The 16,217-nt window shown below is 38.9% G+C and carries 19 protein-coding genes; 10 read left to right on the forward strand and 9 right to left on the reverse strand.

The genetic code is table 11. The features are described 5' to 3' along the window. Positions 1-91: 91 nt before the first annotated feature. Both P767_RS17070 and P767_RS0112920 read left to right on the forward strand, forming a co-directional pair. Positions 92-778, forward strand: coding sequence for an SCO family protein (locus P767_RS17070; protein ID WP_216593237.1), 687 nt, complete (start codon positions 92-94; stop codon positions 776-778). A gap of 86 nt (positions 779-864) precedes the next feature. Continuing rightward, positions 865-1,449: a DUF420 domain-containing protein gene (locus tag P767_RS0112920; protein WP_026764849.1), complete on the forward strand. Its 585-nt coding sequence runs from the start codon at positions 865-867 to the stop codon at positions 1,447-1,449. Positions 1,450-1,524: 75 nt separating this feature from the next. On the opposite strand, the gene P767_RS0112925 is transcribed toward P767_RS0112920, so the two are convergent. Continuing rightward, positions 1,525-1,863 carry a single-stranded DNA-binding protein gene (locus P767_RS0112925; protein ID WP_026750348.1) on the reverse strand — a complete coding sequence of 113 codons (339 nt, stop codon included), beginning with the start codon at positions 1,861-1,863 and terminating at the stop codon, positions 1,525-1,527. Between the two features lie 220 nt (positions 1,864-2,083). Between P767_RS0112925 and P767_RS0112930 the strand changes: the two genes are divergently transcribed. Continuing rightward, positions 2,084-2,458 (forward strand): hypothetical protein, encoded by a 375-nt coding sequence (locus tag P767_RS0112930; protein ID WP_026764850.1) that lies wholly within the window; start codon positions 2,084-2,086, stop codon positions 2,456-2,458. Here P767_RS0112930 and P767_RS0112935 read toward each other — a convergent pair. From P767_RS0112935 to P767_RS0112955, 5 genes are all read right to left on the reverse strand, one after another. Further along, positions 2,442-2,795: a septal ring lytic transglycosylase RlpA family protein gene (locus tag P767_RS0112935; protein ID WP_026764851.1), complete on the reverse strand. Its 354-nt coding sequence runs from the start codon at positions 2,793-2,795 to the stop codon at positions 2,442-2,444. The two genes, P767_RS0112930 and P767_RS0112935, sit on opposite strands and share 17 nt — an antisense overlap. 44 nt (positions 2,796-2,839) lie before the next feature. Further along, on the reverse strand, positions 2,840-3,925 hold the full coding sequence (gene gcvT / locus P767_RS0112940) for a glycine cleavage system aminomethyltransferase GcvT (protein WP_026764852.1): 1,086 nt from the start codon (positions 3,923-3,925) through the stop codon (positions 2,840-2,842). A 232-nt stretch (positions 3,926-4,157) separates the two neighbouring features. Beyond that, on the reverse strand, positions 4,158-6,272 hold the full coding sequence (locus P767_RS17075; RefSeq protein ID WP_037351841.1) for a PspC domain-containing protein: 2,115 nt from the start codon (positions 6,270-6,272) through the stop codon (positions 4,158-4,160). 20 nt (positions 6,273-6,292) lie between these two features. Beyond that, positions 6,293-6,655 carry a PadR family transcriptional regulator gene (locus tag P767_RS0112950; protein WP_026750344.1) on the reverse strand — a complete coding sequence of 121 codons (363 nt, stop codon included), beginning with the start codon at positions 6,653-6,655 and terminating at the stop codon, positions 6,293-6,295. A gap of 19 nt (positions 6,656-6,674) precedes the next feature. After that, positions 6,675-6,872 (reverse strand): hypothetical protein, encoded by a 198-nt coding sequence (locus P767_RS0112955; protein ID WP_026764853.1) that lies wholly within the window; start codon positions 6,870-6,872, stop codon positions 6,675-6,677. Positions 6,873-7,278: 406 nt separating this feature from the next. Between P767_RS0112955 and P767_RS0112960 the strand changes: the two genes are divergently transcribed. Genes P767_RS0112960 through P767_RS0112975 form a run of 4 tightly spaced genes read left to right on the forward strand, consistent with a single transcriptional unit; the run spans position 7,279 to position 10,310 of the window. Next, positions 7,279-7,611: an ArsR/SmtB family transcription factor gene (locus P767_RS0112960; protein ID WP_026764854.1), complete on the forward strand. Its 333-nt coding sequence runs from the start codon at positions 7,279-7,281 to the stop codon at positions 7,609-7,611. Positions 7,612-7,640: 29 nt separating this feature from the next. Beyond that, positions 7,641-8,522 (forward strand): arsenite methyltransferase, encoded by an 882-nt coding sequence (locus tag P767_RS0112965; RefSeq protein WP_026764855.1) that lies wholly within the window; start codon positions 7,641-7,643, stop codon positions 8,520-8,522. 55 nt (positions 8,523-8,577) lie between these two features. Continuing rightward, positions 8,578-9,633: an ACR3 family arsenite efflux transporter gene (gene arsB / locus P767_RS0112970; RefSeq protein WP_026764856.1), complete on the forward strand. Its 1,056-nt coding sequence runs from the start codon at positions 8,578-8,580 to the stop codon at positions 9,631-9,633. A gap of 35 nt (positions 9,634-9,668) precedes the next feature. After that, entirely contained in the window at positions 9,669-10,310 is a 642-nt protein-coding gene (locus tag P767_RS0112975) for a low molecular weight phosphatase family protein (protein ID WP_216593238.1), read from the forward strand. Here P767_RS0112975 and P767_RS0112980 read toward each other — a convergent pair. Genes P767_RS0112980 through P767_RS0112990 form a run of 3 tightly spaced genes read right to left on the reverse strand, consistent with a single transcriptional unit; the run spans position 10,303 to position 14,056 of the window. Then, positions 10,303-11,583 carry a M16 family metallopeptidase gene (locus tag P767_RS0112980; protein ID WP_026764858.1) on the reverse strand — a complete coding sequence of 427 codons (1,281 nt, stop codon included), beginning with the start codon at positions 11,581-11,583 and terminating at the stop codon, positions 10,303-10,305. The genes P767_RS0112975 and P767_RS0112980 overlap by 8 nt on opposite strands. 12 nt (positions 11,584-11,595) lie before the next feature. Further along, complete coding sequence (locus P767_RS0112985; RefSeq protein ID WP_026764859.1) at positions 11,596-12,831, reverse strand: M16 family metallopeptidase; 1,236 nt, start codon at positions 12,829-12,831, stop codon at positions 11,596-11,598. Positions 12,832-12,868: 37 nt separating this feature from the next. Beyond that, on the reverse strand, positions 12,869-14,056 hold the full coding sequence (locus P767_RS0112990; RefSeq protein WP_037351845.1) for an aspartyl protease family protein: 1,188 nt from the start codon (positions 14,054-14,056) through the stop codon (positions 12,869-12,871). 78 nt (positions 14,057-14,134) lie between these two features. Between P767_RS0112990 and mqnC the strand changes: the two genes are divergently transcribed. From mqnC to P767_RS18535, 3 genes are all read left to right on the forward strand, one after another. Next, positions 14,135-15,301, forward strand: coding sequence for a cyclic dehypoxanthinyl futalosine synthase (mqnC, locus tag P767_RS0112995; protein ID WP_245586888.1), 1,167 nt, complete (start codon positions 14,135-14,137; stop codon positions 15,299-15,301). A gap of 70 nt (positions 15,302-15,371) precedes the next feature. Then, the gene (locus P767_RS0113000; protein WP_157611536.1) at positions 15,372-15,815 is read left to right on the forward strand and encodes a hypothetical protein; all 444 of its coding nucleotides are present in this window, start codon (positions 15,372-15,374) and stop codon (positions 15,813-15,815) included. A 5-nt stretch (positions 15,816-15,820) separates the two neighbouring features. After that, positions 15,821-16,217 (forward strand): hypothetical protein (locus P767_RS18535; RefSeq protein WP_037351848.1); only part of this gene is annotated, 397 nt, incomplete at its 3' end.

Raw genomic sequence — 16,217 nt, forward strand, 5'->3', positions numbered from 1 at the left:
CCTATCCCCTGTGTGCCTTGCCTCCCACGACTCAGTGAAACAGCAGTAGTAATGCCAAGGCATTATTTGCTGGATACCGTAATTGAAAAAAGTGCAGGATGGCAAATCGGTTAGTGACACGGTATGGCATACCACCAAGAACATTAAATTGGTGAATCAGTTGGGAGACTCTGTTAGCCTGTATGACCCGCAGGGTAAAATTATAGTAGCTGATTTCTTCTTTACCAGTTGCCGGAGTATTTGTCCAAGACTAACCCGTAATATGTCAACTTTGCAGCAATCTTTTAAGAAAGGGGGCAATGTTCGCAACAAGATAGATACTTCCATTGTTCATTTTATGTCGTTTACGGTTGACCCGGAAAACGATTCAGTTTCAGTATTGAAAAAATATGCAGATCGCTTTGGGGTCATTCACGATAACTGGTGGTTCTTAACAGGGAATAAAAAAGATATTTATCAGTTTGCTTTTGAAGAATTAAAAGTAGATCAGTTTAGTGAAGAGCCGGTAAGTCCTGATTTTGTGCATACCAGCCGGTTTGTTTTAATTGATAAAGCATATAAGGTAAGGGGATATTACAATGGGCTGGATAGTGCCGACATGAAAAAGCTGGCCAGAGATATTGGATTATTGATGCTGGAGAAAGATGGACAGAAGAAGAGTGGGGTATTTAGGAAAATTTTAGACTTAAGCTGGTTATGGTTAATCATCATTACTGCTGTCATCTTCTTTGTGACTTATATGCAGAACAGACGAAAAGTAGTGGATAAAAATCAATAAGAGCCAATTTGCCAAATAGATATAGGCCAGAGCTGATATATAATTATTTGGGGAACTAAAAATTAAGAAGTTAAAATAGATTTTACATGTTGAAACCTGTATTTCAAAAAAACGATCGTTTGGCCAACTGGCTGATTGGTATTTTTTCTTTAGTGGTTTTTATTGTTGTTGTGATTCTGGGCAAGTTCAAGCTGGATGTTGATTTGGGCTTTGATGTACATATTTTTGCTACGATTAATGCATTTGTAAATGCAACGATTGCTGTAGTGCTGGTGGCTGCCTTGATTGCTGTAAAAAAGCAGCACTATGAATTGCACAAGAAATTAATGATGGGGGCATTGGTGCTTTCTGTATTATTTCTTCTTTCCTATATCGCGCATCATTTATTGGCAGGGGAAGCAAAGTATGGCGATGCCAATCACGATGGCATAGTGGATGAAGCAGAGAAGCTGGCTGCAGGCACCATGAGAGTGGTGTATCTGATTATATTGATAACGCATATTATTTTAGCAGCTATTATTTTGCCCTTTATTTTATTTACTGCTTACAGAGGATTAACCAGTGAATTTCCTGCACATAAAAAGCTGGCAAAAATTACCTGGCCGCTTTGGTTTTATGTTGCAGTAACCGGTCCCATCGTTTATTTCATGATCAGCCCTTACTACCAGTAGCGCAGTGTGGACGGGATTCCAGCTGCAACTACTGATAAAATAAGGTATAGCTGAATTGGGGGGGGTGATGAATGCTCAGGCTTTTTTGGTAAGTATCAACAGTTCATTGGCCTGGATTTCTGTTGCATACCGCTTTACACCTTGCTTGTCGGTGTAGTTACGATTGACCAGCTTTCCTTCAATCACTACTTCTGTTCCTTTCACCAGGTACTTCTCGGCAATGTCTGCCAGTTTGCCCCAGGCAACTACATTGTGCCACTGGGTTTCAGTTACTTTTTCACCTTTGGCGTTTTTGTAATTTTCGTTGGTTGCCAAACTTAAGTGTGCTACTTTTTTGTCTTCACCAATGGTTTTTACTTCGGGATCCTGACCCAGATTGCCAATTAATTGGACTTTGTTTTTTACTGCGTTCATAACGGTTCAGTTAAATTGATTTTTTAAAGAGCAGTGCGTACTGCCGTTAACCCAACAAATATGAACAACCCTTTCCGGCAATTGGGTATAATAAACATCTGTTGGCGTTTATAAACGTTTGCAAACACTTTTACCGTTAAATACCCCAAAGCGACTGGTATTTTTACAAGTATTTTATACAATCCTCCGGGTAAATTCAGGTAGTTGAAAATTTACTACTATGGATCAGTTAATTAAACAATGTATGTATTGCAATAAAAAAATGCAAGGGAGAACAGACAAGAAATTCTGCAGCAATCATTGCAGAAGCAGTTATCACAATGCTATTTATGGCAACCGAACCAACTATATGCGTAGAATCAATGCCTTACTCTTGCGAAACAGAAAGATACTTTCCGACTTATTTGTCTTGCAACGAAAAGGAGCACCCATTCCTTTAAGTGAGCTGTATATAAAGGGCTTCACGCCTCAGCATTTTACCCATCAGGCAAAACATTCCAGTAAAAGCATTTACAATTATTGTTATGAATTTGGTTATTCTCAGGTTGGAAAAGATGCAGTAAAAATTATTCAGGAAGCTAATATCGAATCTTGACTTTGGTTACACCATCGTTTACCATATCAATTTTTTGGGCAGCCTTCTTACTCAAATCAATAATCCTGCCCTGGATAAAAGGTCCTCTGTCATTGATTCTTACTTTTACCGATTTGCCGTTGTTTTGATTGATTACTTTTACTTTCGTTCCAAACGGTAGTGTTTTATGTGCTGCCGTTAATTTATTTTGTCTGAAGGTTTCTCCGTTGCTCGTTTTTCTTCCCACATATTTATCTGCATAGAAGGAGGCCAGTCCGGTTTCTGTACCTTTTCTGAAACAGGAACTTAGTCCGCAGATTCCAATAAACAGTATGAAAAACAAAAAAGGCTTTCTCATTCTTTTAAAACGAAAAAGCCTTAGAAATATTTGATTATTGCCGATTAAGCAAAGGGAGCTTTCACCACTTTTGCTTTCACCAGTGCATTTCTGATTTCAATGTAAATAATGGAGTCGATAGCAGCATGTGCAGTAGCAACATAACCCAAACCAATGGCTTTATTTAAAGAAGGTGCCTGGGTTCCGCTGGTTACTTTTCCAATGGTATTGCCTTCTGCATCTTTAATTAAGTAATCGTGGCGGGGTATACCTCTTTCCAGCAGTTCAAATCCTACCAACTTGCGTTTAACACCATCTGCCTTTACTTTTTCAATGATAGATTTTGCCGTAAAGTCTTTGGTGAATTTGGTAATCCAACCTAGTCCTCCTTCTAATGGAGATGTGGTGTCGTCAATATCATTTCCGTATAAGCAGTAACCCATTTCCAATCGCAAGGTATCTCTTGCACCTAAACCAATAGGTTTTAATCCCTGTGGTCCGCCAATTTCAAAAATGGCATCCCAGATTTTATCCGCAGCTCCGTTGCTGTCTTCAAAATAAATCTCTACACCTCCAGAACCTGTGTAACCAGTTGCGCTGATTAATACATTTTCTACTCCAGCAAAAGTTCCTTTTACAAAAGTGTAATACTTTAAATTCATGATATCCAAATCGGTTAAAGGCTGCAATATCTTGGTTGCGTTGGGCCCTTGAATAGCCAACAAACAGGTTTTGTCGCTGATATTATGCATTTCTGCCTGCTGCGTATTGAATTTAGAAATCCAGTTCCAGTCTTTTTCTATATTGGAGGCATTCACCACCAGCATATAAGTTTTATTGGGCTCAATGCAATACACAATTAAATCATCTACAATGCCACCTTCTTCATTGGGTAAACAACTATACTGCGCCTGACCAGCTACCAGTTTTGAAGCATCATTGGTGGTAACACGCTGAATTAAATCCAGGGCATGCTCACCCTTTAAAATGAATTCGCCCATATGGCTCACATCAAATACGCCTGCGTTCTTTCTTACAGTGGCATGTTCATCATTAATACCAGTGTAGCTGATCGGCATATTGTATCCGGCAAATTCAGCCATTTTTGCACCCAGAGCAATATGTTTATGGGTAAACGGTGTGTTTTTCATTGCGCAATAAATTAGGCTGCAAAAATAGGTGAAAGCCACGAACCGATGGTAAAAAGCAAGAACCCCATCTCAAATTAGAGACAGGGTTCTTTTCCAACCTGTGCCAACCTTCTTTAGGATTGTAAATTCAGCAGGGAAAATCTTCCCAATTCTGTTCCAATCTCAATGATTTCAGGGTTATCCGAATTCTTGGTTTTTCGGGAAGGACCAGAGATATGTGGATCCAAAATAGCTACTTTCTGGTAACGGTAGCGGGTTGTGTCAACCGGCTTATCCAGTTCCTTTTTAGTTCTTCTGCTTCCTTCTGCTTGCGCTCGTATTCCTTGCGCAATTCTTCTCTGCTCTTTTTATATTCTTCAATGGCGCTTTTGTCAGAATCTTCTTCTTCATTATCATTGTCACTATTATAATCGCCTTGTTTTTTTACTCTTTCCAAACCACCTGGGGTCATGATATATTCCTGGTTAGACATCCAGCTTTCATAGCTTTCATTGTTCCACTCATCGTCCCAGTCGTAGTCGTTTCTGCCAGAGTTAAAGCTGAAATGATTTAGTCTTCTGGAAACATTTTCATCAATTTCAATTTTCTTACCCACCGGAACAAAAATGGTAACCGTTACACCCTGGTTGCGGAATTTAGATCCTTTGTTCAACTTAAAGCCTCTGTCTAAATAGAGAACACTGTCTTGTTGAACTGCCCCGTATTTAATTTGCTCAATATTTTTCAGCGCGGTCTTTTCATCCGAACCGTTGCTGAATTTTACATAGCTAACACGGTACAAGGAATCCGGACTTTTGGCTATGCGAACTCGGATATTATTGAGTACAATGCTATCGTCATCCAGTCTTAATAATCCATCCATTTTAAACCATTTTCCACTCACTACTCTTACATTGGCATCTGCTACTTTAATCGTGATTTTATTGGTAGTAGGTTGTACAATTTTTATTTCGCCTTTGTCTTTGGCACCTGCATCAAAGTTTTGTGCAATGGATGCAATCAGTAATACAACACTGATCCATCCCAGGGTCCATAATCCACCGAAGGTGAAACCCAGGTACTTGCTGCCGGCTCTGGCTCCGATGATTCTGCGAACCAACCAGGTAAGTAAACCAATCGCTGGTACAAAGAGGAATAATACCAATGTAGCCCATGCCAATACATTCTGCCAGAATCCTTCTAAGAAAAAGCTTTTAAGAGGGAATACACTTACGCTACCTGCAATCATTCCCAATAGTGCAACCAGAATGGTGAAAGCCAATATGCCCGCAAGGAATAAGAAGAATGCTTTAAACAGGATGCCGATGGCATTACCTAATTTGCTTCCACCAGATTTGGATACCGCACTGGCTTCAGAAGCAAATTGTTTGCTTTTTTCATTTACGGTGCTGCTGAATTCTGAAGAAAATTCTTTTGCTTTCTGAGAGAATTCGCCACCCCATTTTTCAGCGCGGGCTTTAAATCCTTCTAAGTCTTCCTGAATGGTATTCTTAATGGTGTTAAGGTCTACTTTTTCACCACGCATTTCCAGTTTTTCTGAAGCACTTTTTGCTTCAGGTATTACAGCCCACAGAACAGCGTAGATTACAAATAAGGTTCCTCCAAAAGAGCCAAAGATGAATCCGGGGAATGGGTTAAACTCGAACCAGAATAATGAACTTACAAAGGAAGAGAATATACCAATTACCAATGGTAAAGAGAATATTAAACGGGGGATCCAAACCGCTACATCAAAATAAGTGGCGATACCGCTGGCAACACCCGCAATTACTTTTTCTTCCGGATTTCTGTACAGTCTTCTGTTGCTGCTTACATGGTCTAATGGTTTAGCAGGCAGGAAGATCCATAGCAATAAGTACAGTAAGAAACCTGAGCCACCGCCGAAGAATAATACCAGGAATAAAAGTCTTACAACAGTAGGATCAATTCTAAAGTAGGCGGCCATACCGCTACAAACACCACCCAGCATTTTATCGTTGGTGTCTCTGTATAAGCGACCTCTTGAAGTATGAGGATCCTGCTCGGTATAGCTATTGTTTTTTTGTTCATGCTGACCGCCCAGCTGAGATTGCATATTGGTTTCTTCACCTTCAAAATCTTCGGGTCTGCCCATACTATTGATTACATTATTTACGTCTTCTTCAGTAATACAGGTGCTGCCTTTTTTCAGGCTTTCACCAAATAGTTCAGCAATACGACCTTCAATGTCGTTGATGATTTCATCTCTTCCTTCTTCATTGGCAAAAAAGCGGCGTAAACTTTCAACGTATACTTTCAATACGTCGTAAGCCGATTCCTCAATGGGAATTACTCTGCCTTGGAAGTTTATATTAATTACCTTTTTCATGGTATGTTTATTTTGCTTGGTTAAGGTTGGTTTTGGTTTTCGGTGGCTGGGGGAGCTAGGGGTTCTGTTAGTACTTGAACGGCACCTGCCAGTTCTTTCCAGGTTCTTTCGAGTTCACTGTAGAAGGCTAGACCTTTTTCAGTCATCACGAAATATTTTCGGGGCGGTCCGCTATTGCTTTCAACCCATCTGTAGTTGAGCAATTCAGCATTCTTAAGTCGGGTAAGCAGCGGATACAAGGTACCTTCCAGAATGTGGAGGTTGGCTGCTTTCATCCGATCAACCAGGTCACTGGGGTAAACTTCTCCCTGGCGAATGATTGAAAGGATACAAAACTCCAGCACGCCCTTGCGCATCTGACTTTGTGTGTTTTGAATATCCATGGTCTAGATTTTTATTGGATTAATAAACAAGGATAGGTTTTACAGGAGCAATTCTGCTAAAGCGCTGAATTTTCCAAAGCTGGGCTACTGTGAACCTTTTCTTTGTTTTGTTTTCTACTCTTACATTGGTAGCAATGGTTTCATTTACAACCTGGGTTAAATTGTTCAGGGCTTTTTGATTAAGCTGAACCAGTGCGTTTGTGTTTGTCAGTTTCATGGTAAGTATTTTTAAGTGTTTTGTTTGTTTAATTACTTTGACAACACAAAGATGGGGATATTTTTAGTACTATGCAACACATAGTACCTAGTTTTTTTAGGTAATAGGCTGAGTTTAGATGTTGGTTTTGTATAATTATCTGAAAATCAACTATTTAATAATTTTCAGGATTTTAAGAAAGGGATAATCGGTTCCAATAAGGGATGAATGGCGGTAGGCTATAAATAGGGTATAGCAGTACATATACTATATATATGTATGAATTCCGGTCAATCATAATATAGGACAATACAGGGGTTCTTACCTGATCAATTCAGCGGTGGTATTTTAAAATAATTAATCGTAAAAATACGATGAAATGAAATTATCTTCCTAGCTTTGTTCTATCGTATAAAAACGATGAAATATGGCGGCACCTAAATTAGAAGAGTTTTTAAAGGCAGAACAGGAACTGGCACAATTTGCCAAAGCACTTTCGCACCCTGCACGCATAGCAATCTTAAAAGTTCTGGCAAGCAAAACTGAATGTGTATGCGGAGAAATTGTAGAAGTTTTACCATTGGCACAGTCTACTGTTTCGCAACACTTGAAAGAATTAAAAGAAGCAGGTTTAATTAAGGGAACAGTAGATGGCCCAAGAAGTTGTTACTGTATTAACTGGAAAGCTTTTGAAAAATTCAATCAATCTTTTAATCAATTATTTTCTAAACTAAAAGTACAACAGCAATCCTGTTGTTAATTTATTTAATACATCTTAAAATTTATTTTATGCAAACAGATGAACAGTTAAAACAAATAGTAAAAGAGAAATACGCAGAAATTGCCAATCAGTCTGTAGCAGACAATAAAGCTTCCTGTTGTGGAGCTGGTGGCTGCAGCACAGAGGTATATAATATCATGAGCGATGATTATACAACAATGGAAGGATATAATGAAAATGCAGATCTGGGATTGGGCTGCGGACTTCCAACACAGTTTGCTCAGATTAAACCAGGAAATGTGGTAGTAGATTTAGGAAGTGGTGCAGGCAATGATTGTTTTGTTGCCCGGGCACAAACCGGAGAAAAAGGTAAAGTGATTGGTATTGATTTTACACCTGCCATGATTCAGAAAGCCAGGAATAATGCAGATGCCTTAGGGTATAATAATGTGGAATTCCGAGAGGGCGATATTGAACATATGCCATTGGGCGGAAATATAGCTGATGTAGTGGTAAGTAATTGCGTCTTGAATCTGGTGCCGAATAAAGATGGCGTATTCAAAGAAATTTATCGAGTTTTAAAACCAGGCGGACATTTCAGTATTTCCGATGTGGTAATTGTTGGACAGCTACCAGAATCATTAAAGAAAGATGCTGAAATGTATGCAGGTTGTGTTGCGGGCGCAATACAAAAAGATGTGTACCTGGAACTGATTCACTTGAATCATTTTGAAAATATCATTGTACAGAAAGAAAAACCTATCATTATTCCCAATGATATTCTTAAAAACTATTTGTCAGAAGAAGAAATAGCTGCATTTAATAATGGTGGTTCAGGTATCTTCAGCATAACAGTTTATGCTGAAAAACCCAATACTATTGTTATTGCTGATGCAACTGATGCTAAGGCAGCAGCCAGCTGTTGCACGCCTGGTGGTGGATGTTGTTAATTGTATTGTGGTTTGAATTTTTATAGTTTTAATTCTATAATTTAAAAAGAATCAAATGGAGCATTGTGCCCCTGCTTTTAATCGCAAAAAATTGTCTTTTTTAGATCAATACCTAACATTATGGATTTTTTTAGCCATGGTTTTGGGAGTTGGATTGGGATATTTTGTGCCTGCTGTTTCTTCAACGATTGAATCATATTCTTCAGGGACCACCAATATACCACTGGCAGTAGGGTTGGTACTGATGATGTATCCTCCATTAGCTAAAGTGAATTATAACAAAATTGGCGAAGTGTTCAGTAATACGAAAGTATTGAGTCTATCCTTGTTATTGAACTGGGTGATTGGCCCCATATTGATGTTTTTTTTATCCATTGTTTTTCTGAAAGATTATCCTGAATACATGATTGGATTAATCCTGATTGGTTTGGCCAGGTGTATTGCCATGGTGGTGGTTTGGAATGACTTGGCGGAAGGCAATAGAGAGTATGCAGCAGGCCTGGTTGCCCTGAATAGCATTTTTCAGGTTTTATTTTACAGTTTCTATGCCTATTTATTTATTACATTCCTCCCACCTTATTTTGGCGTAAAAGGATTGAATGTAAATATCACTATTGGTGAAATAGCAAAATCGGTTGGTATTTATCTGGGTATCCCTTTTGCTGCCGGTGTCATCAGCCGTTTTACTTTAATTAAATGGAAAGGAATGGATTGGTTTAATAATAAGTTTATTCCTTTCATTTCTCCTGTTACGTTAATTGCTTTACTTTTTACCATTATACTTATGTTCAGTTTAAAGGGGCAATTAATTGTGAAAATTCCTATGGACGTTTTGCGTATAGCCATTCCGTTAGTTGTCTATTTTGCACTGATGTTTTTTATTAGCTTTTTCATTGGCAAAAAATTGGGAGCAGATTACTCCAGAAATACTTCAATTGCTTTCACTGCTACAGGAAATAATTTTGAATTAGCTATTGCAGTGGCTATAGGCGTTTTTGGAATTAACAGCGGGCAGGCTTTTGCAGGGGTTATTGGTCCCTTAGTAGAAGTGCCAGCTTTAATTGCATTGGTGAATCTGGCATTCTGGTTTAGAAAAAAATGGTATAAATGAAATTTTAAAATTAGTTATTTAGTCAACTAAAAGTTATGAAAACACCAGATCAACATCTAATATTATTGCCAGGGTTACAATTGTTTTTTGATAAAGCTGCATTAAGCTTTGATCAAATACCTGCAGAGCGAAAAATGGCTTTGGAAGAAATCAGTGCTTACATAAAAACAAAGAATAAAGCACAGCAAAAAGTGCAGCTTACATTTATCTGTACCCATAATTCCAGACGAAGCCATATATCTCAATTAATGGCACAGGCTGCTGCTGTTTATTACGGAGTTGATAATGTTTATTGTTATTCAGGGGGTACAGAAGTTACTGCGTTTAATGAAAATGCAGTTCAGGCTTTGCAACAAATAGGATTTGAAGTTATTGCTAAAGATGCTACTAGTAATCCGGTATATGAAGTTGTTTTTGCCGCCAATGCCAGTAAAATGATGGCATTTTCAAAACTATATACCCACGAGGAAAATCCACAAAAGGAATATGGGGCTGTATTAACTTGTTCCAGTGCAGACGCTTCCTGCCCGATTGTTCAGGGAGCTGATGCAAGATTCAAACTACCCTATGAAGACCCTAAATTGTCCGATGGCACTCCTAAGCAAAATGAAGTTTATCTTGAAAGGAGTAAGCAAATCGGAATAGAAATGCTGTACATTTTTTCAAAAGTTAAATAACAGTCAGTTCATAAAATTCTGAAGGGTTCAGGTATTTTTTAGCAAGCTCCTGTAATTCTTCCGCTGTGGTAGATTTGATGGTTTGTACACTATTGTAAAAATAGTTTTCATCCAGATTGTTTAAAACATAGTTTTTCCAGCGGGCAATTAACTGAAACGGGCCATCTAAATCTCCCAGAACAGTCCCAAGCATATAGTTTTTAACCAGGCTTAGTTCTTCTTCATCAATCAGTTCATTCTGTAATATCTCCATCTCTTTGTAAACTTCTGAAATGGTTGCTTCACAAACATCACGTCCGGCTTCGGTACTAATCATCCAGGCAGTTTCTCCTACATGATTTTGTATATAACTATGTATGCCGTAAGTATATCCCTTGTCTTCTCTGATATTACTCATCAGTCTTGATCCAAAAAAACCGCCGAAAACACTGTTTAGAATTTGTGTTTGCTGATAATCAGGATGATGTTTGTTCGGAAAGGGTCTGGCAATTCTGATAGCACCCTGCACGCCATTCTCGTCATTGATAATCTGTTGTTTCTTTTCTAAAGCGGGCTGCAGGTTATATTGAATATTCGGAACAGGTCTTTGCTGCAACGGAAGCTTGCCAAAATACCTATTCAATTGGTGCTGTAAATCGGATGGAATTTTTCCTGCAGTAAAAATGGTGCAATGTCCTTCGGCATAAAACCTGTTAAAATAGGCAATAAGCTCTTCTCTGTTCAGCTGATCATAATCTAGTGTAGAAGTATATTTACCATAAGGGTGATGAAACCCATAAATATATTCATCAATCAAGCGGTTGGCAATGAAATCGCATTTCTTTAAACTGACCGATAATTTTTGTTTCTGGTTTTGTTTGTAGGTAGCCAGCTCTTCTTCGGGAAAAATTGATTCCGTTATTAGTTCTGCTACCACCGGTAAAAGCTCATTGATATGTTTGGCCAGACAATGCAAGGTAATAGTAGCTGTTTCATTGTAACAGGCACGGTTGAGGTAAGCTCCGTGAAATTCAAAATGATCATTGATCTGAAAAGCAGTTTTATTACTGGTTCCATTTTTCAATAGAAAATTAGTGGTACCGGCAACAATATTTTTTTGTTCAAACCAATTACCTGCTTTAAACACCCACTCAATCATCAGTACATCCTGTGTGCCGGCATTCATGCTGTATACCGGAACCTGATTGTCCAATTTGTATTGCTCACATTTTCTAAGCTTCAAGTCGAAGCTAACCGCATCTACAATGGAAGGTTGTATATTTCTATCTAACATGGAATCATTTCTTTATTTAGCCAGGTAATGCAATGTGTTGCTATTGCTTTCCCTGAAAATATTTTTACTGTACTGCTGAATATCCTGCGAATTTATTTCCTGGTATTTATCCAGTTCAGTATTCATGAGTGATGCGTCTCCAAGTAATTCGTACATGGCCAGACTACTTGCTCTGCTCATGATACTCATATCTTCAAATGCAATTACACTTTCGGTTTTATTTTTCACTTTGGTTAATTCGGCAATGGGAACCAGGTGTTCCTGTAATTGCTGTAATTGTTCTGTTATAGCCTGTTCTGCTTTATTGATGTCCACTCCTTTCACCAGCTTTCCTTCAATCGTTAACAAACCGGCGTCCATACTTCCAAAATGGTAGCAATCCAGATTAGAAAACAATTTTTGTTCTTTAACCAGTGCCTGATACATTCTGGAAGAAGCTCCTCCGCCCAGTATTTCTGTAATTAAGTCTGCGGCATAATATCCTTTTTCTAATCTGGCATCCATATGCCAGGTTTTTACAAAAGCATCCAGCGGTACATTGGCTTCAATTGTTTTTCTTCTTGCCTGGTCCTGAATAGGTTCCTTCGGCAAACAACGAATATATTTTTCTCCCATTTCAATGGGGCCAAACCATTTTTCTGCCAGTCTTTTTATTTCTTCTGTTTTTACATTTCCGGCTACTACCAATATGGCATTAACCGGACGGTAATGTTTAAAAAAGAAATTTTTTACGTCATCAATATGAGCATTTTCTACATGACTCAATTCCTTGCCAATGGTCATCCACTGATATGGATGTACCGTATAGGCCAACTCACGCATATGTTTCCAAACATCGCCGTAAGGTTTATTGATATAATGCTCTCTGAATTCTTCACAAACCACTTTTCGCTGAACAGCAAGGCTTTTTTCGCTAAAGGCCAAACTAAGCATGCGATCACTTTCGAGCCAGAAAGCCGTTTCAATATTTTGTGCCGGCAACTGACAGTAATAGTTGGTTAAATCATTGGTAGTATAAGCGTTGTTGTCTCCGCCTGCCCTTTGTAAAGGCTCATCGTAGTCTGGAATATGAATACTGCCCCCGAACATCAGGTGCTCAAATAAATGGGCAAATCCTGTTTTGGATGGGTTTTCATCTCTTGCGCCCACATCATACAATACATTCACTACTGCCATTGGAGTAGCTGTATCTTCATGAACCAGAACGGTTAATCCATTGTCCAGCGTAAATCTGTTATAGTCTATCATAGCAATCTGTAAAAGGATGCAAATTAGGGTATCTTATTTACTTCCGGATGTCTTTCACCTGCATGTTCAGCAGTAAAGGAATATTGTTTCTTAGAACAATCACTTTTATTTTTCCTATTGAATTCTGAAACAGGTTTTTATATGCCTGAATATTATTGGAAGCATTGTTTTCGATGGAGAAAATAATATCGTCTGTTTTAAACCCTGCTTTATCACCTGGAGATCCTTCAATAATATCTACTACTTTAATCTGGCCATCAATTAAATAAATACCCAGACCTGTATAGCTGTAATCGAAGGGGTCATTAAAATGATTATTGGGCTTCAGGTGAATACTTTGGTCGGGATAGTTCAGGGTAATATTGAATCTTCTTAATAAGTCGTTGCCAATTAATCCGCCCAATGTGGGATAGTTGGTAACATTATAGTCGTCTTCAAAAATATGAACGGGTACTTTCTTGAATTTGTAGTTACCGATTTTAATGGATTTCATCACGGCAATTTCCATTTGTTTTTTGCCCCCCAGTCCTTCAGCCTGTGTTAAAAAAAACTTTCTTTTGCTTTTAAATACCATACTGTCATCTACAAAATCTCTCGAGAGCAGGAAACACAAACCGGCTCCGGTATCAAAAATAAACCGGCTTAAGAGCGTTTTGCTATCTTGTAAAGTTGACTGCATCAAAGGCAGAGTACTGAAATTGGGTCTAATCAATTGCCCGCCCTTTGGGTATTTAAATCGTCCCGGAGTATATATTTCCATTACCCTTTTATCGAAGTCTAGGTGAACAATATACCGTCTTAAAAAACTATAACCAATAATACCATCAATCCTGATTCCGTATACACTGGTTAACAAATCGTAGTTATTGATGTGAAAATCCAGGTGTTTTACCTGAATTCCGGGCATGCTCAGGGAATGGTCGTAGGCAAAAGCAACTTTTTTAATTCCGGCAATACCCCTGATGGATTTCTCGGTCTGCTGCGTTGGTATACTGAGTTTCTCCGCAGTAGTGGAATCCAGTGAAATTCCTCCGCTACCCGTATCCAAAACAAAATTCAGTGAATCGGAAAACTGATCCAGCTGGGCTTTTAAAATAATAATCCCTCCGCTTAACTGAAAAAAAGGCACTTTAGAAATAAAGCGGGCGTCGGGCGGCACAAATTCTTCCTGTGCGCTTAGCTGCAGACTCCCCAACAGCAGTATGATGGAAAAGATTTTTTTCACGCTGTAGTAATTTAATCCGTTTTAGCGCAAAATGAAGAATTATTTGATAACCCTGCTGTTTTGTTGATATCAGCGGCGATGAACCATATCTGTGTTAACTTTGTTGCTTATACAATTATGATGGAATTAGCCAATTTATACCAGAAAGCACTTGATTTTTCGTTTTTGACTGTAGAAGAGGGTATGTATCTGTTTGAACATGCTCCTCTGGCAGATTTAATGCATATAGCCGACGAACTGCGGAAAAAGCAGGTTCCTCACGGAAAAGTGACCTGGCAGATCGACCGGAATGTAAATACAACCAATGTTTGTATCGCCAATTGCAAGTTCTGTAATTTCTACAGGATACCGGGTCATGCGGAGGCTTATATAACCGACATGCCGACTTACCGGAAAAAAATTGAAGAAACCCTTAAATATGGCGGAGATCAGCTTTTACTACAGGGTGGACACCATCCTGAATTAGGACTGGACTTTTATACAACCACCTTCCGTCAGATTAAGAATGAGTATCCAACCATCAAATTACATGCGTTGGGACCACCCGAAGTGGCGCATATTGCCAAATTAGAGAAAATGAGTCACCACGATGTGCTGAAAGCATTGAAAGAAGCAGGGCTGGACTCTTTGCCTGGCGCAGGAGCGGAGATTCTGGTGGATCGCGTACGCCGATTGATTTCGAAAGGTAAATGTGGTGCAGACGAATGGCTGGCTATTATGCACGAAGCACACAAGCTGGATATTACTACCAGTGCAACCATGATGTTTGGGCATGTGGAAACCATTGAAGAGCGTTTTATACACCTAGAAAAAATAAGAGCGGTTCAGGCAATAAAACCTGCCGAAGCAAAGGGTTTTCTGGCATTTATTCCCTGGACGTTTCAGGATGTAGATACGCTGTTAACTAAAATCAGAGGGGTTCAGAACCTGACTACTCCGGATGAATATATGCGAATGATTGCCATCAGCCGTATTATGCTCCCCAATGTTAAAAACATTCAGGCCAGCTGGCTAACGGTCGGAAAAGAAACGGCACAATTGTGTTTGCATGGAGGAGCCAACGATTTTGGTTCAATTATGATTGAGGAAAATGTAGTAAGCGCTGCGGGGGCGCCCCATCGCTTCACCTATAAAACCATTCAGGAAGCCATACGTGAAGGTGGATTTGAACCACAACTCAGGAATCAGCAATACGAGTGGAGGGAGATTCCGGCAACAATTGAAGAACAAACGATCAATTATTAATAAACGTACATGTAATAAAATTCAATTAACTTTAAAGCAAATTTCACTCTATCGCATTGAATTTTATTAAATGAACATTTTCGAATCCGTAATCTGTCATGATTACACGGTCGTGAGAACGCATCGTGAAATGTTAGCCATTAAAACCAATGGTATACATATGGTAGGATTGGCCTGGGTTTGTAATGTGCTTTCTTTGTTGGGCTTAGGGATTGTTTATTTACTCTTTACCAATCAAAGTGATCAGGTCTATGAAATACTGGCACTGATAAGATACTGGGAATTAGCCGGTAGATTGGGAATTCTTATCTTTTTGGCAGTGGTTTATTTTATGAGTTTTGGCGCTTATGGCGGCAAAGCCATATTCGTAGACATTATCAGAAGATTTAGCAAACTGGAGGAAGAAGAGAAACATGCCGTGGCAAGAAGAGGCGGCAGGTATTTTTATTTTTCCCTTCTTTTCTTTTTTATTGTTGCAGGTGTAGTAGTTTATTTAATTAAGTACGTGTATTAATTTTTATGACCGTTTTTGGTACCATTATCGCCCATAATTTTCTTTGGTGTCAATACAGGAACAGGTCTGGATTGGCCAAAACACAGGGACCAGTTATGGTTGGTATTGCATGGGTTGCCAATGCGCTTAGTCTCTTCGGCCTTTATTTATATACCCAGATGGACTTCTACCGGTTTAAAGATCCTGTTGTATTAAACCGAATGATGTGGGAATGGTTCCATGCTTTTAAATTGTCCTTTTTTTTAGGGTCTTTGCTGATTTTTTTACTGGGATATTTTTTTTACAGAATACCTGCCGTTTATCAGCATATTATAACTGAAACGCTCAGTCAGACTGAAGAAAGGCAAAAGAAGATTGCCAAAAGAGGCTTCCGCTATTTTATCGGTTCCCTTTGGGTGCTTA

This window comes from Sediminibacterium salmoneum NBRC 103935, from assembly GCF_000511175.1.
In the GTDB taxonomy this organism is placed as follows: Bacteria; Bacteroidota; Bacteroidia; order Chitinophagales; family Chitinophagaceae; genus Sediminibacterium; species Sediminibacterium salmoneum.